This window comes from Mangrovivirga cuniculi, from assembly GCF_005166025.1.
Lineage (GTDB): Bacteria > Bacteroidota > Bacteroidia > Cytophagales > Cyclobacteriaceae > Mangrovivirga > Mangrovivirga cuniculi.
In genome coordinates, this window is the sequence record NZ_CP028923.1 from 1,835,118 (window position 1) to 1,860,616 (window position 25,499).

The 25,499-nt window shown below is 35.0% G+C and carries 24 protein-coding genes; 18 read left to right on the plus strand and 6 right to left on the minus strand.

The window, feature by feature from the left end; translation table 11 throughout:
• Nucleotides 1–10: 10 nt before the first annotated feature.
• Nucleotides 11–1,177 (minus strand): hypothetical protein, encoded by a 1,167-nt coding sequence (locus tag DCC35_RS08185; RefSeq protein ID WP_137090320.1) that lies wholly within the window; start codon nucleotides 1,175–1,177, stop codon nucleotides 11–13.
• Between the two features lie 388 nt (nucleotides 1,178–1,565).
• On the opposite strand from DCC35_RS08185, the gene DCC35_RS08190 reads away from it, so the two are divergent.
• The 8 genes from DCC35_RS08190 to DCC35_RS08225 all read left to right on the plus strand — a co-directional run bounded on the left by DCC35_RS08190 (nucleotide 1,566) and on the right by DCC35_RS08225 (nucleotide 10,824).
• The gene (locus DCC35_RS08190) at nucleotides 1,566–2,603 is read left to right on the plus strand and encodes a quinone-dependent dihydroorotate dehydrogenase (RefSeq protein ID WP_137092612.1); all 1,038 of its coding nucleotides are present in this window, start codon (nucleotides 1,566–1,568) and stop codon (nucleotides 2,601–2,603) included.
• A 98-nt stretch (nucleotides 2,604–2,701) separates the two neighbouring features.
• Nucleotides 2,702–5,224, plus strand: a complete 2,523-nt coding sequence (locus DCC35_RS08195) for a DNA translocase FtsK (RefSeq protein ID WP_137090321.1) — start codon at nucleotides 2,702–2,704, stop codon at nucleotides 5,222–5,224.
• A gap of 24 nt (nucleotides 5,225–5,248) precedes the next feature.
• A complete protein-coding gene (locus DCC35_RS08200; protein WP_137090322.1) occupies nucleotides 5,249–5,887 on the plus strand; it encodes a LolA family protein in 639 nt (212 codons plus the stop codon).
• Between the two features lie 40 nt (nucleotides 5,888–5,927).
• A complete protein-coding gene (gene pyrF, locus DCC35_RS08205) occupies nucleotides 5,928–6,731 on the plus strand; it encodes an orotidine-5'-phosphate decarboxylase (protein ID WP_137090323.1) in 804 nt (267 codons plus the stop codon).
• Nucleotides 6,732–6,798: 67 nt separating this feature from the next.
• Nucleotides 6,799–8,106, plus strand: coding sequence for a DUF2851 family protein (locus tag DCC35_RS08210; RefSeq protein ID WP_137090324.1), 1,308 nt, complete (start codon nucleotides 6,799–6,801; stop codon nucleotides 8,104–8,106).
• Nucleotides 8,081–9,259 carry a hypothetical protein gene (locus tag DCC35_RS08215; RefSeq protein ID WP_137090325.1) on the plus strand — a complete coding sequence of 393 codons (1,179 nt, stop codon included), beginning with the start codon at nucleotides 8,081–8,083 and terminating at the stop codon, nucleotides 9,257–9,259. Before DCC35_RS08210 ends, DCC35_RS08215 begins: the two co-directional genes overlap by 26 nt.
• 4 nt (nucleotides 9,260–9,263) lie before the next feature.
• A complete protein-coding gene (locus tag DCC35_RS08220; protein ID WP_137090326.1) occupies nucleotides 9,264–9,896 on the plus strand; it encodes an acetyltransferase in 633 nt (210 codons plus the stop codon).
• Nucleotides 9,897–9,945: 49 nt separating this feature from the next.
• Entirely contained in the window at nucleotides 9,946–10,824 is an 879-nt protein-coding gene (locus DCC35_RS08225; RefSeq protein ID WP_137090327.1) for a nucleoside phosphorylase, read from the plus strand.
• A 1-nt stretch (nucleotide 10,825) separates the two neighbouring features.
• On the opposite strand, the gene DCC35_RS08230 is transcribed toward DCC35_RS08225, so the two are convergent.
• Complete coding sequence (locus DCC35_RS08230) at nucleotides 10,826–12,688, minus strand: ABC-F family ATP-binding cassette domain-containing protein (protein WP_137090328.1); 1,863 nt, start codon at nucleotides 12,686–12,688, stop codon at nucleotides 10,826–10,828.
• 240 nt (nucleotides 12,689–12,928) lie between these two features.
• Between DCC35_RS08230 and DCC35_RS08235 the strand changes: the two genes are divergently transcribed.
• A complete protein-coding gene (locus DCC35_RS08235) occupies nucleotides 12,929–13,462 on the plus strand; it encodes an SRPBCC family protein (RefSeq protein WP_137090329.1) in 534 nt (177 codons plus the stop codon).
• A 16-nt stretch (nucleotides 13,463–13,478) separates the two neighbouring features.
• Here DCC35_RS08235 and DCC35_RS08240 read toward each other — a convergent pair whose 3' ends face one another.
• The gene (locus tag DCC35_RS08240) at nucleotides 13,479–13,766 is read right to left on the minus strand and encodes a hypothetical protein (protein ID WP_137090330.1); all 288 of its coding nucleotides are present in this window, start codon (nucleotides 13,764–13,766) and stop codon (nucleotides 13,479–13,481) included.
• A gap of 9 nt (nucleotides 13,767–13,775) precedes the next feature.
• Nucleotides 13,776–15,395, minus strand: coding sequence for an adenine deaminase (ade, locus tag DCC35_RS08245; RefSeq protein WP_137090331.1), 1,620 nt, complete (start codon nucleotides 15,393–15,395; stop codon nucleotides 13,776–13,778).
• 27 nt (nucleotides 15,396–15,422) lie between these two features.
• Here ade and DCC35_RS20650 point away from each other — a divergent pair, with 27 nt between their 5' ends.
• The 7 genes from DCC35_RS20650 (at nucleotide 15,423) to nqrE (ending at nucleotide 21,328) form a co-directional block, all read left to right on the plus strand.
• Nucleotides 15,423–15,590 (plus strand): hypothetical protein, encoded by a 168-nt coding sequence (locus DCC35_RS20650; RefSeq protein ID WP_175402764.1) that lies wholly within the window; start codon nucleotides 15,423–15,425, stop codon nucleotides 15,588–15,590.
• 5 nt (nucleotides 15,591–15,595) lie between these two features.
• Nucleotides 15,596–16,291 carry a (d)CMP kinase gene (gene cmk, locus DCC35_RS08250; protein ID WP_137090332.1) on the plus strand — a complete coding sequence of 232 codons (696 nt, stop codon included), beginning with the start codon at nucleotides 15,596–15,598 and terminating at the stop codon, nucleotides 16,289–16,291.
• Between the two features lie 119 nt (nucleotides 16,292–16,410).
• Nucleotides 16,411–17,781, plus strand: a complete 1,371-nt coding sequence (locus tag DCC35_RS08255; RefSeq protein ID WP_137090333.1) for a Na(+)-translocating NADH-quinone reductase subunit A — start codon at nucleotides 16,411–16,413, stop codon at nucleotides 17,779–17,781.
• 11 nt (nucleotides 17,782–17,792) lie between these two features.
• Nucleotides 17,793–19,157 carry a Na+-translocating NADH-quinone reductase subunit B gene (locus DCC35_RS08260; RefSeq protein WP_137090334.1) on the plus strand — a complete coding sequence of 455 codons (1,365 nt, stop codon included), beginning with the start codon at nucleotides 17,793–17,795 and terminating at the stop codon, nucleotides 19,155–19,157.
• Complete coding sequence (nqrC, locus tag DCC35_RS08265; protein WP_137090335.1) at nucleotides 19,144–20,001, plus strand: NADH:ubiquinone reductase (Na(+)-transporting) subunit C; 858 nt, start codon at nucleotides 19,144–19,146, stop codon at nucleotides 19,999–20,001. Before DCC35_RS08260 ends, nqrC begins: the two co-directional genes overlap by 14 nt.
• A gap of 24 nt (nucleotides 20,002–20,025) precedes the next feature.
• Entirely contained in the window at nucleotides 20,026–20,703 is a 678-nt protein-coding gene (locus DCC35_RS08270; protein WP_137090336.1) for an NADH:ubiquinone reductase (Na(+)-transporting) subunit D, read from the plus strand.
• A 13-nt stretch (nucleotides 20,704–20,716) separates the two neighbouring features.
• Nucleotides 20,717–21,328, plus strand: a complete 612-nt coding sequence (gene nqrE / locus DCC35_RS08275; RefSeq protein WP_137090337.1) for an NADH:ubiquinone reductase (Na(+)-transporting) subunit E — start codon at nucleotides 20,717–20,719, stop codon at nucleotides 21,326–21,328.
• A gap of 47 nt (nucleotides 21,329–21,375) precedes the next feature.
• Here the strand turns inward: nqrE and DCC35_RS08280 are convergent, their stop codons facing one another.
• Both DCC35_RS08280 and DCC35_RS08285 read right to left on the minus strand, forming a co-directional pair.
• A complete protein-coding gene (locus tag DCC35_RS08280) occupies nucleotides 21,376–22,692 on the minus strand; it encodes a pyridoxal phosphate-dependent aminotransferase (RefSeq protein WP_137090338.1) in 1,317 nt (438 codons plus the stop codon).
• 83 nt (nucleotides 22,693–22,775) lie between these two features.
• On the minus strand, nucleotides 22,776–23,381 hold the full coding sequence (locus DCC35_RS08285; protein ID WP_137090339.1) for a DUF502 domain-containing protein: 606 nt from the start codon (nucleotides 23,379–23,381) through the stop codon (nucleotides 22,776–22,778).
• A gap of 117 nt (nucleotides 23,382–23,498) precedes the next feature.
• Here DCC35_RS08285 and DCC35_RS08290 point away from each other — a divergent pair, with 117 nt between their 5' ends.
• On the plus strand, nucleotides 23,499–23,936 hold the full coding sequence (locus tag DCC35_RS08290; protein WP_137090340.1) for a hypothetical protein: 438 nt from the start codon (nucleotides 23,499–23,501) through the stop codon (nucleotides 23,934–23,936).
• Nucleotides 23,937–24,145: 209 nt separating this feature from the next.
• Nucleotides 24,146–25,351: a S8 family serine peptidase gene (locus DCC35_RS08295; RefSeq protein WP_137090341.1), complete on the plus strand. Its 1,206-nt coding sequence runs from the start codon at nucleotides 24,146–24,148 to the stop codon at nucleotides 25,349–25,351.
• Nucleotides 25,352–25,499: the final 148 nt, after the last annotated feature.

Below are 25,499 nucleotides of genomic sequence, written 5' to 3' on the forward strand. Positions count from 1 at the left end.
TAGGGCTGGTTTATAAATTTGACTCGATCATTTTGTGAGTATTGTTTCTTAATTTGTTAGCTGAATTTCTGATAGGGGTATAAAGTATGCCGTATATGGAAAGAATTCCCGTAATAATGATGCTTTGAATCTCCAGGTAATTTGAAGAGATAAGGCCTGTGAAATCTATTAGTATTAATAATGAAAAGAATATAATCCCAATATATAGTGTCTTATAAATAGATAGTAGTGATGTTTTATTAGATTTCAAATAGGTGTTTATCGGATCAAACAATCCAATCAGAATAAATATTAATACAGTTTGTAAAGAAAGGTTATACAGAAAATTAATGAGGCTATCGATCATATAAAATTCACTGATAAATCCTGTAATAAAGGCAGTACATCCAGCAATGTAGGTGATAGATAGCCTGGTGCTTATTTGTTTTGCTTTATTTTTTTTATTCTCTGTCAGTACTAAGAGTAGGCAAGTACTAATTAAAGCAATTGAATTTTGTTCAAAATGAATGGATGCTTCTTCTATTAGTTTTTTTGCTAAAAGGAATGAACAAGTGCCCACTATTAAGCCAAAGAAAATCAGACTGTCTCGATAGTTTCTCAGACTCTGAAGATGCATACCTCTGTGAATGCCTTTTTTTTCAACTTTTGGTTTTAAGAATAAAAGTGAATAAGCTCCAAAAATAAAGGTGGGAATTGAGACAATTGTCGTTAATGGTAAATCAATTGAAATCAACTTATTAAAAAGAGTTAGTTGGAATTCCCCGCAAATTATACCAAATATTAAAGCTGAGTATAACCAACTACTATATGTTTTCCCTTCACAAAGTCGATAATAACAGGCAAGGAGTAAGCTTGTGCCAATTCCTCCCAATACCAAAAATAAATATCTTAAAGGTGGAGTAGCTAAATTTAGAAAAATGCCCGTAAATAGAAATATAATTAAGCTATAAATAAAAACAGATTTAATTTCTTTAGACGGTGCGCCAGCCACGAATTTAAAAGAGAAAGGAATAAATATTAACAAACCTAAGATGAAAAAGAAAGAATAACCCGTCAATTCTAAATGGGAAATTGACAGAGTTCCGTTAAAGAAGTTTGAAAAAATTATAGCGATTGCAAAACCTAAATTAAAGCTACCAAGAACTTTTAATGACTTGTATTGATTACAGCTTTTCATAATAACAAAAATGAATATTTACTGTTAGCTGTATTTTTACTATTAGTCAATTTTTTGTTAACTCTTTGTGCTTGAGAAAAATAGAATGTTAATTTTTGTTTTTCTTAAGATTTCTTAATAATTTATTAATACAAGTTATGGAGTGAAATCTTTTGTTAATGTTCAATTTTGCATTGTTGAACGAAACAAAAGATTAAAATTCGTTAAAAACGGAACGAAAAATACTGAAGTTCCGTTAATAGATATAGATTTGAGATAAAGATTAGAGAATTACGATTAAAAATATTTAAGATTTTAGGTTTAGGTTTAGGTTTAATGGGGCTGTTCAATTTTGGACAGCTTCTTTTTTTTGTAGATTACAACTATTATTTTTGCCAAAAAAACTGTGATATACAAATTATTAATTCGCCCCTTATTTTTTTTATTCGATCCTGAATCTATACATCACTTTGCTTTTTCGGCACTGAAATTTTTCTATAAAATTCCTGGTGTTCCCTTTCTATTACATTCCTTATATCATAAAAAAGATGAACGGCTGGAAAGAGAGGTTTTTGGTATAAAATTCCCGAATCCTGTCGGTCTGGCAGCTGGCTTTGATAAAGATGCCAGACTTGTCGATGAACTTGGTAATTTTGGATTTGGTTTTATAGAAATAGGGACTCTTACACCAGTAGGACAGCCTGGTAATGAAAAGCCTCGCTTATTTAGATTACCTAAGGATAAAGCAATTATTAACAGAATGGGCTTTAATAATGAGGGGGTATCTACAGCTGTAGAAAGACTTAAGAAGAAAAACTCAAATGTAATCGTTGGTGGGAATATTGGCAAAAATAAAGTAACCCCTAATAAAGAAGCCGTAGATGATTATATCGCTTCGTTTAAAGCATTATTCCCGTATGTAGACTATTTTGTAGTAAATGTAAGTTCACCAAATACGCCAAATTTAAGAGAATTACAGGAAAAAGAGCCTTTGTTAGAATTACTATCCGAAGTTCAACATGTGAATTACCACATGGAAAATGCCAAGCCTCTATTATTAAAGATAGCTCCTGACTTAAGCGATCATCAACTAGATGATATTGTCGATATTGTGAAAACTGTAAAATTGGATGGGATTATTGCTACAAATACCACCATATCCAGGATGAATTTAAAGACTGCAGATTCTAAAGTAGATGCTATTGGGGCTGGAGGGTTGAGTGGCAGGCCTTTAAAGGACAGGTCGACGGAGGTAATAACATATTTGAATAATAAACTTGATAATAAAGTCCCAATAATTGCAGTTGGTGGAATATTTAATGGTCAGGATGCAATTGAAAAATTAAAAGCAGGAGCATCATTAGTGCAGGTGTATACTGGTTTCGTATACGAAGGACCTTCAATAATTAAAAAGATAAACAAGCAGATTATCCGCGAAAATCTTTAATTTCGCTAATGAGTCAAAATTTGAATAAATACTTAAATATTATTTTTGGCGTTATAATTAATTGTATATTTATATAACGAGGGAGTTGATTTTTTAACATGGCGGCTAACACCTATAAATCAAATAATTTCAAAAAGAAAAAATCAAAAGGTAGTAAGAAAAAGAAAAAGCTGAATTTCAAGTTTTCTTTTCTGTCTGACCGTAGACTTCACCTTATTTTCGGGTTTTTCTTTTTAATCACTTCTTTGTTTCTCCTTATTGCTTTTATATCCTATTTGTTTACAGGAAAAGCAGATCAAAGTATCGTGGAATCACTTGGTGATGCATCATTGATTACAGAAGGTAGAGAAGCAGAAAACTGGATGAAATTATTTGGAGCAGTAGTTTCTTATTATTTCATCTTCAAATGGTTGGGAATAGGAGCTTTCCTTATTCCTCCTTTAATGTTTAATTGGGGTTATTCCATAGTATTTAAAAGGACTCTTTTACCGGTTAAAAGTTCTACTGTATTTGTGATTTTTACTAGTTTCTGGCTGAGTACCTTGTTAGGTTATGTAGTTGTTAAATCACAGGATGAAAGTGCGCTCGGATTTTTATGTGGAGGTATCGGTTATGAACTGGCAAATGTTTTTAATAATCTGATAGGTTGGGGCACACTATTATTGCTATTCTTTAGCTTGATAGCATTTATTATATACTTTTTTAATGTGACTTCAATTGGAGGGCTAACCACAAGTGTAGAAAAAGGGATCAGAGATGTAGAAGATCACCTTCAGGATGAGTGGTCAGAAATGAAAAACTCCGTAGAAGAAAAAGGTGATTCTGACGAAGAAGATCAATCAGACAGGACTGATTATGAAGAAGAAGTGCTCCAGGCTCATCAAAAAACAGAAGAGGAAGAGTTAAACTCCTGGGAAATTTCTAATAAGGAAAAGAAAGAAAAAACCAGAAAAGCGGAGGATTCTGATAAACTAACACTTGAAGTTGAAGACCCTCTTGATACTTCTTCACTCGAGGATGACCTTTTAAAAGATGAGGAAGAAGATGATGGATTAAGTCTGGAAATAGAGGAAGGAAAGAAGTCAGAAAAAACTGTTGATCAGCTTGAAAATTATGATCCGACACTGGATCTTTCATCTTACGAATATCCACCACTTGACCTGCTAAAAAGCCATGATTCCGGTCAAGTTAAGGTTACTAAAGAAGAACTAGAGCAAAACAAGGATAAGATTGTTGAGACTTTAGTAAACTTCAAGATTGGAATTTCCAGTATAAAAGCGACTATCGGGCCAACCGTTACTCTTTATGAAATTGTCCCTGAAGCAGGTGTTAAAATATCCAAGATTAAAAATCTTGAAGATGATATTGCTCTTTCGCTTGCTGCATTGGGCATAAGAATAATTGCACCAATCCCGGGTAGAGGTACCATCGGTATTGAAGTCCCTAATAAAAACAGGGAAATGGTTTCATTGAAGTCCCTTCTTTCTACAGAGAAATTCATGAAATCAGGATATGAATTACCGATTGCACTCGGTAAAACCATATCAAATGAAGTATTTATCACTGATTTGGCCAAAATGCCACACCTATTAATGGCAGGTGCCACAGGTCAGGGTAAATCAGTCGGGTTGAACGTAATTCTGGCTTCATTAATATACAAGAAACACCCTTCTCAATTAAAATTTGTATTAGTTGACCCGAAAAAGGTAGAACTGACACTTTTTAATAAAATAGAGAGGCATTTTCTCGCAAAATTGCCAAACAGTGAGGATGCTATTATCACAGAAACCAAAAAGGTTGTTTACACTCTGAATTCTCTCTGTGAGGAGATGGACACCAGGTATGACCTCTTAAAGGATGCCGGGTGTAGAAACCTCAAAGAATACAATAATAAATTTGTTAATCGCAGGCTCAATCCTGAAAACGGGCATAGATTCCTTCCTTATATAGTAGTAGTAATAGATGAGTTAGCAGATTTAATGATGACTGCTGGCAAAGAAGTTGAAACTCCAATCGCCCGCCTTGCTCAGTTAGCAAGAGCTGTTGGTTTGCACCTTGTTATTGCAACACAAAGACCTTCAGTAAATGTGATTACTGGTACTATAAAAGCAAACTTCCCGGCCCGGTTAAGTTTTAGAGTAACTTCAAAGGTAGACTCAAGAACGATTCTGGATACCGGTGGTGCGGAGCAGTTAGTGGGGATGGGAGATATGCTGTTAAGTTCTGGTTCTGATATGCTTAGAATTCAGTGTGCATTTATCGATACGCCTGAGGTTGAAGAAGTCTGTGAATATGTCGGAAGTCAACGTGGTTATCCTTCGGCATACTTATTGCCTGAGTATGAAGGTGAAGAGGAATCAGGAGTTGGAGAAGTTGATTTATCCGAAAGAGATGTATTGTTTGATGATGCTGCAAGGTTAATAGTTATGCATCAGCAGGGAAGTACTTCTCTCATCCAGCGTAAATTGAAACTCGGATACAATAGAGCAGGTCGATTAATTGATCAGCTTGAAGCTGCCGGAGTAGTTGGAGGGTTTGAAGGAAGTAAGGCCAGAGAAGTTTTAATTCAGGATGAATCAAGTTTGGAACAATTATTGAACGACCTCAATAACAAAAAGTAAATAAAACTTTTATACTTTTGCATTATGAAGAAATTATTGACACTAGTACTTTGTTTAACTGTATTTGCGGTGCAGGCACAAAAAGATCCGCAAGCAATGCGCATACTTAATGCTATGAGCAATAAGTACAAGAATTACGATACTTATAAAGCTAATTTCACTTATTCTTTAATTAACGAGGTTGAAGATATCAGAGATGATTTTAGTGGAAGTATCCTTGTTAAAGGAGATAATTATAAACTGGATCTCGGAAATCAGGTTATTTATAACAATGGAGAATCTGTATGGACATATTTACCTGAGGTAAATGAGGTTAATATAAGCAATGCTAATGAAGGAGAAATGGATATGACGCCATCTTCAATTTACACTGTTTATAAGAAAGACTTTAAGGTTATATATTATAATTCTACAACTATCAACGGAAAAAAATATCACCTGATCGACCTTATTCCAAATGATAGAAGAGATAAGCCATACTGGGTGAGATTAACTATCGAAGATGGAACTAACGATCTGAAAAGTTATACTATTACTGAAGATAGTGGCAATAAATATGTGTATGACATTAAAAGCTTTAAGCCAAATACGTCTGCAGCATCTTCAGATTTTACGTTTAACAAATCGAAATACCCGGGAGTAGAGATAATCGACCTGAGATAATATTTAAAAGCCGTTTTCTACGGCTTTTTTTATTTGCGATATGGACAGAAAGAAATTAATAACAGAAATAAGAAGAAAAAAATCTTTTCTTTGCGTTGGTCTTGACACTGATATAAGAAAAATCCCTGAACATCTGCTTAAAACAGAGGACCCCATTTTTGAATTCAATAAGCAAATTATTGATGCTACCAAAGATTATTGTGTTGCGTATAAGCCCAACATTGCTTTTTATGAAGCTCATGGTCCTAAAGGATGGGTGAGCTTAAAAAAAACTATCGATTACATTCCCAAAGATCATTTTACAATAGCTGATGCGAAGAGAGGGGATATAGGCAATACTTCAGGATTGTACGCTCGTGCATTTTTCGAAGAAATGGATTTTGATAGTATAACAGTTGCCCCTTATATGGGAAAAGATTCTGTAACTCCTTTCCTGGAGTTTGAAGGCCGCTGGGTTATTCTTTTGGGACTCACAAGTAACCCTGGAGCTGATGACTTCCAGCAACTTGAATTAAAATCAGGTGAAAAGGTCTATCATAAGGTAATCGAAAGGTCTTCTGCCTGGGGCAATGAAGATAATATGATGTATGTGGTAGGAGCGACCCGTGCAGAAGCCCTGACTGATATACGCAAAATTATTCCAGATAACTTTCTTTTGATACCGGGAGTAGGAGCACAGGGTGGAAGTTTGAAAGATGTTATTAAATATGGAATGAATGATGACGTCGGGTTATTGGTTAATTCTACCAGGGGTGTCATTTATGCCGATTCCTCCGAATCATTTGCAGAGGCTGCAAAAGCTGAAGCAAAAAAAATACAAAATGAAATGGCAGCTTTTTTATAAGCTGCCTTTTTTTATTTGATCCTTTTTATTTTCTTCATGGTATCTTTCAATCAACCAACTATCAACCATGCAAGAAGACTTTCTCCACTATCTGTGGAAATATCAATCTTTTGATAAAGATGAATTAACCACTCATAGAAATCAACCATTAGCCATTATTAAATCAGGCACTTTTAATAATAATGACGGTCCCGATTTTAACAGGGGTCTTGTCGAAATAGATGATCTCAAATGGTTTGGTAATATCGAGATTCATATCAAATCATCAGATTGGTATAATCATAAACATCACGAAGATCCGGCTTATGATAATGTCATCCTTCACGTTGTTTGGGAAAACGATGTAGATGTATTTAATGCTGCAGGAGAAATAATACCCGTTTTGGAATTAAAAGACCGGGTTAGCCCATTGTTGGTGCGTAAGTACAAGCAATTTTTACAACCTCCCGGTTCCATTCCATGTGGTGTCTTCGATCCAGTTAATAATTGTGATACAGTCAGGATCAGACAGGCTTTGGATATGGCAATGATTCAAAGGATGGACGAAAAGAAATTACGAATATTAAATGAGCTTAGCGATGAAAATAATAACTGGGAGAAAGTTGCCTATAAGCAGCTGCTAAGGTCTTTTGGTTTTAAAATTAATCAGGATGGGTTTGATCAAATGGCCTATCTGTTAGATGAAACAATTATCAGGAAAAACTATCATCGTCCTGTAGTGATTGAAGCATATTTGTATGGCCTGGCAGGAATGCTAGATGGTGAACCCTGCGATGATTATTCTGCTTTACTCAAATCTGAATTCGATTTTCTCCGACATAAATATAATCTCAACCAAAAAGTTGATCCTTCATACTGGAAATATATGAGATTAAGACCATCAAATTTTCCGGCAGTAAGAATTGCTCAATACTGTGCAATAATTTCGGAAAATAAGAATCTTTTTGATGCTTTTTTAAACTTTGATTCTTATTTATCTATTCAAAAAATTTTAAAAAAAGAACCTTCAGAATACTGGAAAAATCATTATAAATTCGGAACTGAATCTAAATCAAAATCCAAAACTCCCGGTAAAGCTTCAATTGATCTTCTTGTTATAAATACGATCGTTCCCTTGATTTATACTTATGCAGAGTACATAGGAGATATTGAATTAAAAGAAAAAGCTTTATTGATCCTGGAGTCAATCAAACCAGAAAAGAACAGAATTACTAAGAGGTTTTCAGACCTGGGGTTTGATTTAATTAATGCCTACGATTCTCAGAGTGTAATCGGACTAAATAAGATGTTTTGTGAAAGAAAAAAATGCTTATCTTGTCCTGTAGGAATAAATTTGTTAAAAAACAATCATGCTTCCGGAGTTCAGACCCCGTAATTTTTTCATTTTTCTGTTTTGTGTAAAATTACTTTTTGCGATATCAGTAACTTACTATTATTCTGAAGTTACTACCGGAGATCAAGGAAGTTACATTCACGATCTGGAGGTGTTGGCTGATTATTTTATTGAATCGCCTGGAGCTATAGCGGATTTATATTTTGGCAATCAATATGAAGGAGGCGATAATCTTATTTATGGTAATAATAAGCGAAGTCTGAACTTTGAAAAAATAATTCTTCCGATTTACATAGTTTCATTTAGATCAGTCTGGATTACAATAGTATTTATTGCTCTTTTACAAGCTTTACTTATGACTGCCATCTGGACTGATAAGAAAGTGCCTGAATATCTGAAATTAATACTAATATCCTTATTTATAATTCCGGGCATTACATTTTGGACATCAGGAATTCTAAAGGAAAGTATTTATCTGGTTTTTGCTCTTTTGTTCTTTATAGGTATATTTTTTTACGAGAAATATTTTGCAGCCCTGATAATTTTATTTTCAGCGATAGTATGCTTTTCTATTAAGCCATATAATTCTATTCTTATACTCCTTCTGATATTGTTTGCACAAATAATGCTAAGGCAAAAGGCTTCCAAAATTGTAGTAGTTGCCATTCTATTTTTCATCGTTTTGGGATTATTTATTTTACCTTTGGTAGATCCTAATTTTGGAATTTCAAGATGGAGTGAAATAATAAAAGAAAATCAGTCTTATTATTATGCAAATGCCTGCAATGGTGAAAACTGTATACCATTTGATACCAGTTCTTCTTCATTGCATGTAAAAAATATTCTTATTGCATTGTTCTACGGTTTATTTGGCCCTCTGGATCTTTCAGCATCTAATTACCTCGTTTTACTGGCTTCGATACAAAAAATGATTTTGATTGGAGTTTCATTTTTATGTGGATTTTTTGTAATAATAGAAAAGACTAATAAATATTTGATAGGATCTTTAATTATTTATTTAGTTGTAAGTTCTGTTTTAACCGCTTTGACTACAATAAATTTTGGTACATTGATGCGGTACAGTGTTTATTATACACCAGTTATTTGGGGTGGATTTTTTTATTTTTCTATTAAGTATTTCATACAATTACGAGCAAAAAGATCTGACTTTAATAGCTTTGCAAAAAAGAAATAAAGTGATGGAAAAACCGGTAATAATTTTTGGAGCAGGAGCGCTGGGTAAAGCAGCATTAGAAATTCTGAACAAGAATAATATAGAAGTTTATTGCTTTTTAGATGATCATGAAGAGCTGCACGGTACTGAAATTAATGATGTTAGTGTTCTGGGCTCAACAGATGATGATGGTTTTCTTAAATTCATTGGCAAGAAGTGCGAAGCATTTATTGCAGAAGAGGAAACAACCTTAAGAAAAAGGCATGTTAAGCTACTCAATGACCGAAGAAAGGTAATGCCTGTTAATTTAATCCACCCGGATACTTCTATCTCTGATCATGCTGAAATGGGACATGGAAATTTCCTCAATGCAAAGGTTATTTTAGGCTCATCAGCCAAATTAGGTAATCACTGTATCCTAAATACAAATGCAGTAATTGATCATGAAGTGAAAATAGGAGATTATGTTCAGTTGGGTGCCGGAGCAATTGTAGGGACAGGAGCAGAGATTGAAGATGAGGTGTTTATAGGTACTGGAGCAGTACTTGTGCCGGGTGTCAAAATAGCAAAGGGTGCAAGAATCGGAGCGGGCTCTATTGTGATAGGAAATGTCGAGTCAGGAGAGACAGTATTTGGAAATCCTGCAAAACCAGTATAATTTACGTATCGGAAATTTTAATTCCATTTTATAATATACCAGCTTTAAAATGTCACTCAAGGAATCCGAACTTATTCTAAATAAAGATAAAAGTGTCTATCACCTTAATTTGAGGCCTGAAAATATTGCAGATACTATACTTACTGTTGGTGATCCTAGTCGCGTGCATATGGTGAGTAAATATTTCGATGATATCGAATTTGAAATGAATAAGAGGGAATTTATTACTCATACAGGTAGAATAGGCAATAAACGGATTACAGTGATGAGTACTGGTATGGGTACAGAAAATATTGAAATAGTTCTCACAGAACTTGATGCCCTGGTAAATATCGACCTTAAAAAAAGAGAGGTAAAAAAAGAAACCAGATCTTTAAATGTTATAAGAATTGGCACTAGTGGAGCCTTACAGGAAGACATTCCAATTGGAAGCTTTTTAATATCAGAGTATGGTGTCGGGCTCGATAATCTGATGGTTTTCTATAATCTGCCTCAGACTGATTTCGAAAAAGAAATTTGTGATCAGTTAAAAGGAGAAATTCCTCTTCCAATCACTCCTTATTGTGTTAAAGCTGATGAAACTTTATTGAAAATGTTTGATAAAGATGTGTTTATTAAAGGAAATACAATAACATCTCCTGGGTTTTATGCTGCGCAGGGCAGGGCATTAAGAACACAGCTTGCCTTCGATGGGTTTATGGATAAGCTGGTTTACTTTCACAAGGATAATTTCTGGCTGACCAATTTTGAGATGGAGACATCAGGTTATTACGCCATGTCCAGACTTTTAGGCCACAAGGCAATTTCTACAAATGCGATCCTCGCAAATCGTATTAAAGGTGAGTTTGCGAAGGATGGTCAGAAGATTGTAGATAAACTCATTAAATGTGTAATTGAAGCAGTTGTAGAGGATAATTCAGAGGAATAAATTAATTATTATTCATTTCATCTAATTCCATCCATCTTAGTGTGATTTCTTCCAGTCTTGCATCGATTTTTTCAATTAATGAACCGGTTTTGGAGAGTTCACTATGATCTAATGAACCGGAATTCATTTCCTCAATAGCCTGTTTTTTCTCGCTTTCCAGCTTATCAATTTCCTCTTCCAGATCTTTTAATTCTTGTTTCTCTTTAAATGAAAGCTTTTTAGAGTTACTCTTTTTTGGTTGACTCTTCTCTTCTTTCTTTTCTTTTATGGGTTTTTCTGCAATTTTCTCTTCTTCAGCTTTTACAGTTCTAAATTCATCATAAGTGCCGGGGAAGTATTTAATGTCACCATGATCGATTATAAATAGATGATCTGCTAAAGTGTCTAACAGATACCTGTCGTGAGATACAATCAATAAACATCCATCATATTGGCTTAAAAATATTTCGAGAGCATCGAGAGTTTGTAGGTCCAGGTCATTAGTTGGCTCATCAAGAATCAAAAAGTTTGGCCTTTTAACTAGTACCTCAAGAAGCTGTAGTCTTTTCTTTTCACCACCACTTAGTTTATATACATATTCATGCTGTCTTTTCGGCGAAAATTGAAATAACTGAAGAACCTGGCTTGCACTAAGGGTTTGCTTTTCATTTATTTTGATTACTTCAGCTATATCAGTTATTCTGTCAATTACCTTTTCATCCTGATTGTAGGTAGGGTCCTCCTGTTTAAAATAACCGAAATTGGTGTTCTGGCCTTTAATGATCTCTCCTGAATCTGGTTTGATTTCGCCAGTTATTACTTTAAGGAAAGTTGATTTTCCTGATCCATTTGGTCCAACTAGCCCTATCCTGTCTTTTTTCTTAAACGTATAGGTAAAATCTTTAAACAATTGCTTATCGGGAAACGACTTCGAAACACCATAAATTTCCAGTATTTTTTTCCCTTTTTGAGAGCTATCGAAATCCATTTTGACCTGTTCTCTTATCTTAGGTTGCTTTGCCTTGGATTTCAGGCCTTCAATAGCATCCATTCTGTATTTAGCCTTTGTTGTTCTGGCCTTAGGCTGTCTTCTGGACCATTCTATTTCTTTCTTTAAAAGATTTGCTGCTTTTTCGGCTTCTGTGGTAGCCTGGATGAGTAATTCTTCCTTCTTCTTAATAAAGTTATCGTATGGGCCGTCAAACTTTCTAATTCCACCGTGATCAAGATCCAGAATAGTGTTACAAACTGCATCGAGAAAATATCTGTCGTGGGTAACTAGAAACAATGCCGAGTTAGTAGCTTGCAAATAGCTCTCTAACCAAATTATTGCTTCGATATCCAGGTGGTTAGTAGGCTCATCCAGAATTAAAAGCTCCGGTTTTTCGAGAATCACTCTCGAAAGAGCTGCCCTTCTTTTTAATCCACCTGAAAGTTTCCCCATCTTTTTATCAAAATCAGTAATACCCAGATAGGTCATTACTTCTTTAACTTCATTATCGTAATTCCATGCCTGAAGTCTGTCTACTTCAGCCATAGATTTTTCGATCAATTCATTGTTACCGGATTCTAGTGCTTCATTATACTTATTGTAAGCTATGGCTCCTGGAGATTTGTTGTCCTTAACATAATCAAATGCTGTAAGGTGTTGAGGTACCTCGGGTTGCTGGGGCAGATAGCTTATTGAAAGGTTGTTTTTTTGCCTTATTTCTCCTTTATCTTTGCTTTCCTGGCCATTTAATATTTTCATCAGTGTTGACTTACCGGTTCCATTGGCTCCAACGAGCGCGATCTTTTCTCCGGGGTTGATCTCAAAGCTTACAGATGAAAATAATTTCCTCTCACCGTAATATTTCTCAAGATTATCAGCACTGATCAAACTCATAGTTATTTATCTAAATGTTTGATGCAAAAATAGTGAATTGAAATCCTTTATTTTATTTATAAAAAATATTGTAATTGTAATTTTTTTATTTTAATTTGAATTATTCATTAAAAATAAGGCAAATATACGATCTTGGTCACCTAATAGGGTGGCCATTTTTTTACAGAATTGATTTATTGAGCAGGTTGCTGGTGCTGAGAGGTTTTTTAAAAAACGAATTACAGATAGAGTCATATAAACATGAAAGCTTTAAAAATTTCAGGGTTTGTTTTTCTGGCTATTTTATTGGCCTTAGCATTAACAATAGTTTTTGCTCCATCCAATGTGAAATTAGAGCGAATAGTTTCAGTAAAGGCTAGTCCAGAAGAGATTTATCCTCATATAAGTGATTTAAAAAAGTTTAATGAATGGTCTCCCTGGTATAAATTAGATCCGAATGCGAAATATTCATTTATTGGATCTGGGCATGGTATAGGATCGATAATGAAATGGGAGTCCAAGGAAAGGGATGTAGGTAATGGTCAAATGGAAATTATTGAAATTAAGCCCAATGAATCAGTTACCATGGAAATGTATTTTGGGCAGGATGATGTTCCGGCCTATGCAACACTTGCATTGTCACCAATTAATCCTGCGGAAACAGAGGTAAGCTGGAATTTCGAAGCTGAAATGACCGGATTCTCTAAATTATTTGGATTAATGATGGAGACTATGCTTGGCCCGAGTTATGAAGAAGGGCTAAATAATCTTAAGAATACTGTCGAAGCTAAATAATAGAAGACTCCTTTAATCAGGAGTCTTCTTCATTTTTATTTCTTCTCAAAAAACTTTCAAATTTTTCTTTAATGGTTAATGAAAGGTCTTTACCTTCTTTTTTCCATTTGCTGAAATTGTCTTCGTTTTCTTTTGCGAAATCTCTGAAATGCTTTTCAAGAAGCTCACTCGTTTCTTTTAATTCAACTTTTTTCTCATCTATTTCGGTATTGATCTTATCGATTACATCTTTGTTTTCTTCGATCCAGTGATCAATTTTTTTTCCTATAGAAGAAAAGAATTCTGTTCTACTCGATTCTGCCATGTTAATTAGTTATTGGTTATAAAAAGTGAAATTTTCAGCGTCAAATAATCCCTTATCACTTAGTTTGATTTTAGGAATCACCAGTAAAGCCATAAAACTTATAGTCATGAACGGAGCATTTAATGTGCTGCCCATATCTTTAACGAATTTATCAATATTTTGATACTTTATACCTGTGTCAGAACCATTTTCATCAGTCATCAAGCCTGCAATAGGTAGGGGGAGGCTTTTTATTTCATTATTCCCGGAAGCTGCCAGGCCTCCTTTTGTTTCCATTAATTGATTAATAACTTTTATAATGTCTTTATCATTAGTGCCCGCTACAATTATATTGTGTGAATCGTGAGCGACAGTTCCTCCAAAAGCGCCTTCTTTTAACCCAGTGCCTTCAATATAACAAACAGCAGGTATTTCTTCCTTGTACCGATTCACTACGACCAATTTGCAGAGATCCTTATTAACTAACTGTTTTTCAGTGAACTCGCTAATTTCCGAATGAAAAAATGATTTTTCTGTAATCAATGAGCCATCAATAGCTTTAATTACGGGAATCTCCTTATCAGACTTTTTTATTTTCAGGTCACTTTCAGATACTGAATAAGAATAAAAATTATTAATGATAAGTGATTTTGGGGCTTTAAATTTTACTTTCTGCTCATTCTGCACAATTTCACCATTGATCCAGGTTTCAAGTACTTCCATTGAATCAAGGTCTTTGATTTTTATGAAATCTGCATTATCACCTTTTTCAAGCTTACCAACATTTAAATTATAATGATCAATCGGGTTTAGGCAAGCTGCCTGAAGAACATTGAAAAAGTCGTAACCCAAAGAAATAGCTTTAATAACAAGTTGATTTATATGTCCTTCCATAAGGTCATCAGGATGCTTATCGTCAGAACAGAACATAATTAATTCAGGGTATTCATTAATAATAGGAATTAAAGCATCAAAATTTTTAGCTGCAGAACCTTCCCGTATTAGTATTTTCATTCCTTCGGAGGCTTTATCCCTGGCTTCTTCCAATGTGAAACATTCATGGTCAGTGCTTATACCAGCCGAAATATATTTCTTGGCATCATTGCCTTTTAATCCCGGGGCGTGCCCATCTACAGGTTTTCCGGCTTTTTGAGCTGATCTAATCTTAGCCATAACATCCTTATCGCGGTTTAAGACCCCAGGCCAGTTCATCATCTCAGCCAGGTAATGAAGATCAGGATCCTGGATCAGTTTTTCAGTAAGTGAGGAATCAATTATTGCACCCGCAGTTTCAAAAGGGGTTGCCGGCACACAGCTGGGGAGACCAAAAAAAAATTTAAATGGGACACTTTTACTATTATCGATCATGTACCGTATTCCTTCTTCTCCCATAACATTGGCAATTTCATGAGGATCTGATACAGTAGCTATTGTTCCATGTTTAACTGCAATCTCTGCAAATCGTCCGGGAACAAGCATACTACTTTCAATATGCACATGTGAATCGATAAATCCGGGCATGTAATAAGGTTTATCCTTTTTCTCTGGTGCGGAGACATTTATATCTATAATTTTGTCATTGTGAATTTTAATTTCACCAAATCCGATGGTTTGTTGTCGGATATTGATAATATTGCCCGATAATATCATGTTGATCTTTTTTTTTAACTTTAAGTAATGACGAACGATAGTTCTAAATTAATAAACTTCAGTAGTTTGGTAAGAAAAGCTATGTTTTTCTTATTAGCTGCTGCATTATTATTTGGTTCCTGCAAAGCTACTCAAAAGAGAAACAAGCCTCCAAAACCTGGAGAGCCTATTCCATGCCCAATTAAAGACTGTTGATCGATATGAAAAAAATTAATATCGCTATCGATGGATATTCCGCATGTGGAAAAAGCAGTACTGCTAAGATGATTGCTAATCGTCTGCAGTACAAGTACATCGACAGTGGGGCAATGTATAGAGCTGTAACTCTTTATTTTATAGATAATTATGTAGATTTGACCAATGAAAAAAAGGTTGATAAGGCATTAAAAAACATTCAAATCGATTTTCGATTTAATAGTAAAAAGGAAAAAAGTGAGACTTATCTCAACGGATTAAATGTCGAAGAGGATATCCGGACGATGAGAGTTACTAATATGGTAAGTGAAGTCAGTGCTCTTCCTGAAGTGCGTAAGGTTTTGGTTGATCTTCAACAAAAGCTGGGAAAGAAGAAAGGAGTGGTAATGGATGGTCGTGATATTGGATCGATAGTATTACCTGATGCTGAATTAAAAGTTTTTATGACAGCCGATATGAAAGTCAGAGCTTTAAGAAGACAACAAGAATTGCTTGAAAAAGACCAATTAGTGGACTTAAACGATATAATTGATAATCTGGCAAAGAGAGATAGAATCGACACAACAAGAAAAGTAGGTCCTTTGACAAAAGTGGATGAAGCAGTGGAAATTGATACTACTCATATGACTTTGGAAGAGCAAGTAGAAGAAATTTTAAATGAAGCAACATCCAGAATGGTAGATAATAAACAAAAAATATAAATATTAGTAGTTATTTAAAATAATTCTAAATAATATATAATACCTATTTTTATACCCTTTAATTGGTGAAAAAATTTTTATTTTTGCACCGTTTGTATAGAAAATGACCTGTTATAGCAATGTCTAAAACTATTAAGCTTAAACGAGGATTCGATATAAATCTTGCCGGTAAGGCTGAGAAAAAACTCGTGGAGAATATTAAGGCAACGACCTATGCCTTTAAACCGACTGATTTTGAAGGGATTATGCGTCCGAAATTATTGGTAAAAGAAGGAGATACTGTGAAGGCAGGAACTCCTATTTTATACGATAAAAAGAATGATGCAATTAAATTCACAGCTCCGGTAAGTGGCGAAGTCGTTGAAATCGTAAGAGGAAAAAAGAGAAAATTGCTTGAGATTAAAATTCTTGCGGACTCTGAAATTGTATATGAAGAGTTTAACAAGTTTTCAGTTTCGGACATAGAGTCTCTGGATGCTGAGAAGATCAAGGAGCAATTATTAAAGAGTGGAGTCTGGCCTAATTTAATACAAAGGCCATATGGGATTTTAGCCAATCCGGAGGAGAATCCTAAAGCTATCTTTATATCAGGTTTCGATACCAATCCTCTGGCGCCGGATACTGATTATCTTTTAAAGGGTCAGGAACAATATTTCCAGGCTGGAATTAATATCCTGAAAAAATTAACTTCCGGTAAGGTTCATTTGAACTTAAATGCTTCAGGTGAGGTTTCTTCCTTATTTTCTCAAATACAAAATGTAGAGATCAATAAATTTAGCGGTCCACATCCTGCAGGTAATGTTGGAGTGCAGATCCACCATATTGATCCAATCAATAAAGGTGATATTGCCTGGACAGTAAAGCCTTTCGGAGTTGCTCAGATAGGGAAATTATTCCTTGAAGGTAAGTATGATACTAAACGTGTAATTGCACTTGCAGGATCAGAGGTGAAAAACCCTCAATATTATTCTATATATACAGGTGCTTGTGTAGATAAATTACTTGAAAACAATTTGAACACTGATAATGTTCGGGTTGTTAGTGGAAATGTATTAACGGGAAGAGGTATTAAGAAAACTGGTTATGTAGGTTATTTCGATGATCTGGTAACTGTAATACCTGAAGGAGACGAGTATGAATTCTTAGGTTGGATATTACCATCAACCAAGAAAGTGAGTTTCCATAGAGCATTCGGTTTACTTGCACCGTTTTTTGCAGGTAAAAACAAAGAATTTGTAGTTGATACTAACTTACACGGTGAGCCAAGAGCATTTGTTGAAACAGGTTCATTTGAGAAAGTTACACCAATGGATATTTATCCTGAGTTCCTTATCAAAGCTATTATGGCTGAAGATTTTGATGAAATGGAAGCTCTAGGGATATATGAAGTAATTGAAGAAGATCTGGCTCTTTGTGAGTTTGTTGATGTTTCAAAACACGATATTCAAAAGATTCTTCGTGAAGGTATTAATTTATTGCAATTTAGCTGATAAGACTGTCTATGAAGTTTTTACAAGACATATTTGAAAAACAAAAACCTCACTTTGAGAAAGGTGGGAAGTGGGAAAAGTATTATTATATTTTTGAAGCTCACTATACTCTTTTATTTGCTCCAAAGGATGTGACGAGCAAAAAAGGGGTTCAAATCCGGGATGCTGTGGATATGAAGCGTATGATGATGACAGTTATCATTGCTTTACTTCCAACATTAATCTTTGGAATCTGGAATGTAGGACACCAGCATTTTCTGGCAACAGGTCAGGAAGCGGCAACTATTCTTGATAAGTTCGCTATTGGTGCATATGCAGTTCTTCCAATCGTAATCGTATCGTATGCTACTGGATTAGGTATCGAATTTACTTTTGCGACAATAAGGAGGCACCCTGTTAACGAAGGTTTCCTTGTTTCGGGGATGTTAATTCCTTTGATTATGCCAGCTACAATACCTTTATGGCAGGTAGCTCTTGCAACTGCTTTTGCAGTAATTATTGGTAAAGAAGTATTTGGTGGTACTGGAATGAATATTTTGAACGTTGCATTAACTGCACGTGCATTTCTATATTTCGCCTATCCTGGAGATATTTCAGGTGATAATGTTTGGACCTATTTTGGAGATAGTCTTATCGGAATGAGCGATCCTGTACAGGCATTTTCAGGTGCAACTCCTTTAGCAATGGCTGCCGCAGATGGTATCAGTTCATTCTCTAATTTCTGGTTAAGTGATGCTTACACTTTTCAGAACATGTTCCTTGGAGTTATCCCGGGATCTATCGGTGAAACTTCTACTTTAATGGCTCTTATAGGTGCTGCTATCTTAATAATTACAGGAGTTGGAAGCTGGAGAATTATATTATCAGTATTTGGTGGAGCATTCCTGATGGGATATTTATTCAATTTCATTTATGATATTAATTATACCGGTCAGTTGGGTACTGGTGTAAAAGTAGCGTTCTTAGTAGGAACAATTATTTTGTTCATTGTGAATCAAAAGTTCATCAAAGGAGAGTTAAAAGCAATAATCGGAGTACTGGCAGGCATGTTGATATTTACAGCAGTCATGTTGTTCTCAGGTGCTGCAAGTGAATTCATGAAGGTTCCTGCTCAGTTTCACCTTGTTATGGGAGGAATGGCATTTGGAGCTGTTTACATGGCCACTGACCCGGTAACCGCATCACATACTTTCCAGGGTAAATGGATCTACGGAATTATGATCGGAGCCCTTACAGTGTTGATCAGAGTATTTAACCCTGCATATCCTGAAGGAATTATGCTGGCAATACTTCTGATGAACGTATTTGCTCCGCTTATCGATATATATGTTGTAAAAGCTAATAAGAAAAGGAGGTTGAGCCGTGCGACAGTCTAACGGATACGTAATATTTTTCACCGCAATTCTAACAGTCGTTGTTGGCGGTGCAATGGCATTGACATCTGTAGCCTTAAAGCCGGCGCAGCAAAAGTCAATCGAATTAGATACCAAGTCCCAGATCTTGAGTGCTGTGACAGATGTATCTGAAATGAAGAACAACAAGATATTAACTTTTTATGACGAGCACATTTCATCACTTGTGGTAGATGTGAACGGCGAAGAGATCAGCGACGTTGTAGCTGAAAAAGTTAATGTAAATAAGCAGTTCAGAATGCTTTTTAAAGCTCAGAAGCAGCGCAGAGAAGCAGCGAAAATGACTCAATTAGCAGAAAGAACAGGAGATGAAGAAGCTAAACAAGAAGCTGAAGCATTGATTGAAAGTGCTAAAGCTATTGAGGAAAAAGCTTATTTCCCTGTTTTTAAATATACTGAGGGTGAAGGTGATAATGTGGATGCTTATATTTTTCCTGTTTATGGTAATGGACTTTGGAATAATATCTTCGGATATATTGCTTTAGAAAATAACCTTAATGTAATTAAAGGTGTATCTTTTGGTCACGTTGGGGAAACGCCGGGTCTTGGCGCCAGAATTACGAACCAGGATGTTAAAAGCCGTTACAATGGTAAAACTATCTTTAGCGATGGCGGAGAGCTTGTTTCTGTTACAATGGTTAAAGGAGAAGGCAATCCTGAAGAGAAGTTAGGACCTCACAAGGTCGATGGTATGTCGGGTGCAACTTTAACGGCAAACGGTGTAAACCAAATGCTGGATGCCTACCTTCATTATTATTTAAATTACATAGACAAAAATAAGTCGGGCGAAGTACAAGCTGCGCTTTAATTAAAAATATTAATTACTGTAATTATGAGTACAGAAACTACCGAAGTACAAAGCGAGGTAAAGGAACCTAAAAAGGTTTCTGAACCATTATTGTCAAAACGTAGAAAGCAAATACTAAGCGATCCTCTTAATGAGGATAACCCGATCACAGTTCAGGTATTGGGTATTTGTTCTGCACTGGCTGTAACAGTGAAATTACAACCTACATTGATCATGTCTATTGCTGTGATCTTTGTGATTGTATTTTCAAACCTCATCATTTCATTGATGAGAAACCTGATACCAACAAGGGTACGTATTATTGTCCAGCTTGCTGTAATTGCATCACTAGTAACAATAGTGAGTGAGGTACTAAAAGCATATAGTTATCCGATGTATAAAGTTCTGGGAGCTTTTGTTGGTCTGATCATTACTAACTGTATTGTAATGGGTAGACTTGAAGCATTTGCAATGGGAAATAAACCTTATGATTCACTTCTTGATGGATTTGGATCAGGTTTTGGTTATGCATGGATTATTTTGACAGTAGCTTTCTTTAGGGAACTACTTGGTTCAGGATCTATTTTTAACTTCAAAGTGTTTGAAGAACTTGGTATAGCTTACCAGGCCAATTCAATGATGGTTGACTCTGTGGGAGCATTCATTATTCTGGGTATCCTTATATGGGTACAGCGCTATGTAACAGGTTATGTTGAAAATTAAAAATATTATATAGATGGATTTAGTAAGCTTAGCAGTCCGGTCGATCTTTATCGACAATATGATTTTCGCCTATTTCCTTGGTATGTGTTCATTTCTTGCTGTATCTAAGAAAGTAAGTACTGCACTGGGATTAGGTCTGGCGGTTGTTTTCGTTCTTTCGATCACAGCTCCTGTAAACTGGTTATTACAACAATATGTACTTAGAGAAGGTGCTTTGACATGGGTAAGTGCTGAATTTGCCAACGTGAACCTTGAATTCTTACAATTCATCATGTTCATTGCGGTGATTGCAGGTATGGTACAGCTGGTAGAGATGGTAATTGAGAAATTCTCTCCTTCTTTATATGGTTCATTAGGTATATTTCTTCCATTGATCGCTGTAAACTGTTCTATACTTGGTGGTTCTTTATTTATGGTACAGAGAGACTATACACTACCACAAGCATCTGTTTATGGGTTTGGTTCAGGATTAGGGTTTGCTTTGGCTATCGTAGCTCTTGCAGCTGTACGTGAAAAGCTAAAGTATAGCAATGTTCCTAAACCATTAAAAGGAATTGGAATCACAATGCTTATTACTGGTTTGATGGCTATTGCTTTCAAATCGTTTATAGGAATTGCAGTATAAGCGTTAAGAAAATATAATAAAAAAAGCCTCTCAACGAGAGGCTTTTTTTATGCTATCTGTCTAATCTGTAAATACTCTAATAATGCCTTTCTTAAGTTTGAGTAAATATAATCACAGGTATCCTCATCATCTTCCAGCAAGGTAATTCTAAATCCATCCAGTTGGCTGCAGAAGCTACTCACCGGAACTACGCAAATACCATAAGCCCCCAGTAGATAATAAACAAATCTCTGATCATTGTTAATATTTGGCTTGTCTACCCATTCTTCAATCAATTTTCTGACTTTTGTATTTTCAATTCTTAACTTATTTTTTGAATCGATAACTCCGTCTTCGAAGATTATTGAATTATAAAATGCACCGTTTGTCCTGTTAAATTTTATCCCTGGTATGTCGGCAATGTAGGATTCTAACAACCTGCTTTTTTTACCAATTTTATCATTTTCATCTTTTCTGTATTCTTTGAAGTTACTGTTTTCATAAATTCTGGGAATAGCAAGTTGTGGAAGCTTGGTAGCACAAACTTCAATCATTTTTGCATTGATTAAAGCTCTGGCGAATTTATCGAATTCATCATTTTTCTTTCGATTATAAAACTCTATCCAACCACACCTGCTTCCTGGCCATGGCATTTCTTTTGAAATACCCTTCATTGAAATCCCCGGATGATCCCCAATTAATTCTGCAAGGCTGGCTGTTTGGGCATTGTTATAAGTTATATTCTCATATATTTCATCAGCAATAACCAAAAGGTCAAATTCTTTTGCTATCGCAACCATTTTTTCCAGTATTTCCCTTGGGTATACCATACCTGTGGGGTTATCAGGATTTATAATTAATATTCCTGTGATTGAAGGATTGTACTTTATTTTATTATAAAGATCGTCAAGATCCGGAAACCAATTATTATCCGGATCTAACAGATAGGTTACCGGACTTTGATTTGCATGTGCAGCTTCAGCGGAACTGTGAGTACTATAAGAAGGGGATGGGCCGATTATTCTACTTGCAGGCTCAATAAATTGATAAACTGTGGAAATCGCATCACCGAGGCCATTAAAGAACAGGATGTCATCCTCTGTGATTTGACATCCGTTATAACAATTTGTTTTTTGTGCGAGATATTTGCGTGTAGAAAGTACACCCATACTATGGCAATAGCCGTAAGTATTATCTTCTTTTAAGAGATTGGCAATTTCATTTTTCATCCATTGAGGAATTTTATGATGCTTTTGAATCGGGTCACCGATGTTTTCCCAATAGATTTTTTTTCCTAAAGCTTCTAATTTTTCTGCTTTAGATACTATTGCCCTAATCTCGTAATTAAGTTCTTTGGAACCGTCGCTTAATAATTTTTGTCTCATAACCAAAATAAAAAATGGAGACAAAATTTTGTCTCCACTCAAATTTCAGTAGATAATTTTATTTATAAAAATTAATTAAAACATTATTTTATATAGTCTTTATTCCAGCCACTGATACCACCCGAAACAAGGAATTTCATTGCTTCAGATGAAGATACTTCTACCGGGTTCACCCATTCCCTTGGATAAAAGAAGATATTTCCTGATACATTATACGAATGAGGAAAATAGACTGCTACTTTGTCATCAATACCTAAAACTGAAAGATCATTTCGAGTTATGAAACCCAATCGCTGAACTTCTTTCTGACCATTGATGTTTACTACTACCGGGTGTTTAAATTTTTTCTTTTCACCCACAAATGCTTCCGTCAGGTCTTTAATTGAAGTAAATAATAAGCTTATTAGAGGTATTCTGACAATTGTTTTTTCAAAAAGATCGATTATCGGTCTTGAAATAAAAGTAGATCCGATATAACCTATAATTGTTATTAAAGCAAGAATAGTAACGACTCCCAGTCCGGGAATATTTATAGGCAAAAGATTATCCAGCCATCCAACTACAGAGTATAATACGTAAATAGTAATCGCTACTGGAGCGATAAAAAGCAATCCATTAAAAAAATATCTTAATATCTTTTTACTTAGCTTTTTATCTTCAGGTTTTGGCTTATTTATTTTATTTGGCATGTTTTTAACAGAATAAACGGTTTAAGGGCAATAATAGGTTGAAATTAAGAGAAAGAAAAAAATTGTTTAAACAATAATACTTTATGTGTGTTTAGAATATCTAACTAAATAATTTTTATGGATACTATAAATACTACTAACAGTCAGCTTGTTAAGTCATTTAATAATGCTGATCTATATTTTTCTAATGACCATAATTCTGTATTGATTGTTAAGTCTACACAAAATTATATTCCTGAAAATCAGTTCAGGGAAATATTCAATTATGTTACTGATACTGTTTTATTAAAAAATAAAGTTAAAAAATTAGTTTTTGATAAGCGGTCGCTTTCAGTATTTAATCAGCCATCAATGGAGTGGTATTATACCCAATGGAAAAAAAAAGCATCTTCTTTAGGATTAAAAGTTCATAGAAAAATCTTACCAAATGATGACTTGTTTAATAAAAGTGTAAAAATTGGCAGGGAAGGAATAACTGCAAAATATCCGGATGCGGCATTTAATAACCTGGATATTCAGTATAGAGATTCGTTGGAAGAAGCCATAAGTTCATAGTTTTGAAATGGGTGTTTATCGAAAAAAATAGATCGCTGATTGAAAAATCAGTGATTTTTTTTGCTTTTTATTTTCACAGTATAATATTTCAAGCTTGTTATGTAATAGATGTATAAAGTTTGGTTATAAATTGATATTTTAAAATTTTGTTAAACAATCATTAAATTTTAGTTTCGTGTGTCTATCAATTTAAACTTAAACGATTTAATATGACAAAGCTTAATTTTAAGATTGTGCTTACATTGTTTGCAGTATTGTTTTTTACTGCTTGTGAGAAAACAGAAGAACTTTCAACTTCAACCGAAATCCAATCTGAAGAAACTGCATCTTACGAATATCAGGTTATCCCTGGTAAATACATTGTAGTTTTCAACAACGATGCTAATGGCAGATTTGCACCTTCATCTTTTACCGAAGGACAGCAGATCATGGTTGCAACAGCTGAATCATTCCTAAGAGAGAAAGCATCTCAATTTGCTCTGGAAAGAGTGTTTAGTGGTGGTATTCAAGGTTTTGTCGCTGAGATCAGCGATTATGATGTTGAATCGATCAAAAATGATTCTCGAGTAAAATCTGTTGAGCCAGATTATCAAATTATTATGAAAGCCCCACCTTGGGACAGAGATAATGATGGTGGTTCAACTGGCGAAGAGGTTCCATTTGGTATCACAAGAGTTAACGGTGGAGCAACTTATACTGGTAGCAATGTAGCTTGGATTATCGATTCAGGAGTTGATCTTGACCATGAAGATCTTAACGTGGACGCATCAAGAGCATTTAATGCCTTTACTTCTGGTAGAGATGCTAAATCTGCAGATGACTTCAATGGACATGGTACTCACGTTGCCGGGACAATCGCAGCAGTTGATAATGAAACCGGAGTAATTGGTGTTGCTGCAGGTGCAACTGTTGTACCTGTTAAAGTTCTGGATTCAAGAGGTAGTGGTTCTTACTCTGGAGTAATTGCCGGTGTAGATTATGTTGCTGCTAACGGTTCTAATGGAGACGTTGCAAACCTCAGTCTGGGAGGTCCGGTATCTTCTGCTTTAGATGATGCTGTAAAGGCGGCTGCAGCAAATGGGATTAATATGTGTCTTGCAGCTGGTAATGAGAGCACTGATTCTAATGGTTCATCTCCAGCAAGGGTAAACGGTAATAATATTTATACTATATCTGCAATGGATAGTAATGATCAGTGGGCTAGCTTTTCAAATTATGCAAATCCACCGGTTGATTATTGTGCACCTGGTGTAAGTATTAAATCTACCTGGAAAGATGGTGGTTATAATACTATTTCGGGAACATCAATGGCGACTCCGCATGTTGCTGGTATCCTGTTACTTGGTAACATTAGTACTGATGGTACAGTTATTGGCGATCCTGATGGAAATAGTGATCCTATTGCAGTTCACTAAAATTTAATAAAATATTACATTGATAGTAAAAGGCAGAGTCTGAAAATGGCTCTGCTTTTTTATATTCTAAGCATTTATATTAATGAAGTTATAGCCTTTCTTGAATAATTATAAATTGAGCTTTTTTATATAAAATAGAAATTACATC

Excerpts from the sequence above, each read along its gene's own strand:
- DCC35_RS08260 (WP_137090334.1), top strand. The coding sequence starts at position 17,793 with ATGAAGTTTTTACAAGACATATTTGAAAAACAAAAACCTCACTTTGAG.
- DCC35_RS08210 (WP_137090324.1), top strand. The coding sequence starts at position 6,799 with ATGCAAGAAGACTTTCTCCACTATCTGTGGAAATATCAATCTTTTGAT.
- DCC35_RS08200 (WP_137090322.1), top strand. The coding sequence starts at position 5,249 with ATGAAGAAATTATTGACACTAGTACTTTGTTTAACTGTATTTGCGGTG.
- DCC35_RS08215 (WP_137090325.1), top strand. The coding sequence starts at position 8,081 with ATGCTTCCGGAGTTCAGACCCCGTAATTTTTTCATTTTTCTGTTTTGT.
- DCC35_RS08235 (WP_137090329.1), top strand. The coding sequence starts at position 12,929 with ATGAAAGCTTTAAAAATTTCAGGGTTTGTTTTTCTGGCTATTTTATTG.
- DCC35_RS08225 (WP_137090327.1), top strand. The coding sequence starts at position 9,946 with ATGTCACTCAAGGAATCCGAACTTATTCTAAATAAAGATAAAAGTGTC.
- DCC35_RS08195 (WP_137090321.1), top strand. The coding sequence starts at position 2,702 with ATGGCGGCTAACACCTATAAATCAAATAATTTCAAAAAGAAAAAATCA.
- DCC35_RS08270 (WP_137090336.1), top strand. The coding sequence starts at position 20,026 with ATGAGTACAGAAACTACCGAAGTACAAAGCGAGGTAAAGGAACCTAAA.
- nqrE (WP_137090337.1), top strand. The coding sequence starts at position 20,717 with ATGGATTTAGTAAGCTTAGCAGTCCGGTCGATCTTTATCGACAATATG.
- DCC35_RS08230 (WP_137090328.1), bottom strand. The coding sequence starts at position 12,688 with ATGAGTTTGATCAGTGCTGATAATCTTGAGAAATATTACGGTGAGAGG.
- DCC35_RS08295 (WP_137090341.1), top strand. The coding sequence starts at position 24,146 with ATGACAAAGCTTAATTTTAAGATTGTGCTTACATTGTTTGCAGTATTG.
- DCC35_RS20650 (WP_175402764.1), top strand. The coding sequence starts at position 15,423 with ATGACGAACGATAGTTCTAAATTAATAAACTTCAGTAGTTTGGTAAGA.
- cmk (WP_137090332.1), top strand. The coding sequence starts at position 15,596 with ATGAAAAAAATTAATATCGCTATCGATGGATATTCCGCATGTGGAAAA.
- ade (WP_137090331.1), bottom strand. The coding sequence starts at position 15,395 with ATGATATTATCGGGCAATATTATCAATATCCGACAACAAACCATCGGA.
- DCC35_RS08240 (WP_137090330.1), bottom strand. The coding sequence starts at position 13,766 with ATGGCAGAATCGAGTAGAACAGAATTCTTTTCTTCTATAGGAAAAAAA.
- DCC35_RS08220 (WP_137090326.1), top strand. The coding sequence starts at position 9,264 with ATGGAAAAACCGGTAATAATTTTTGGAGCAGGAGCGCTGGGTAAAGCA.
- DCC35_RS08255 (WP_137090333.1), top strand. The coding sequence starts at position 16,411 with ATGTCTAAAACTATTAAGCTTAAACGAGGATTCGATATAAATCTTGCC.
- DCC35_RS08185 (WP_137090320.1), bottom strand. The coding sequence starts at position 1,177 with ATGAAAAGCTGTAATCAATACAAGTCATTAAAAGTTCTTGGTAGCTTT.
- DCC35_RS08285 (WP_137090339.1), bottom strand. The coding sequence starts at position 23,381 with ATGCCAAATAAAATAAATAAGCCAAAACCTGAAGATAAAAAGCTAAGT.
- pyrF (WP_137090323.1), top strand. The coding sequence starts at position 5,928 with ATGGACAGAAAGAAATTAATAACAGAAATAAGAAGAAAAAAATCTTTT.
- DCC35_RS08280 (WP_137090338.1), bottom strand. The coding sequence starts at position 22,692 with ATGAGACAAAAATTATTAAGCGACGGTTCCAAAGAACTTAATTACGAG.
- DCC35_RS08290 (WP_137090340.1), top strand. The coding sequence starts at position 23,499 with ATGGATACTATAAATACTACTAACAGTCAGCTTGTTAAGTCATTTAAT.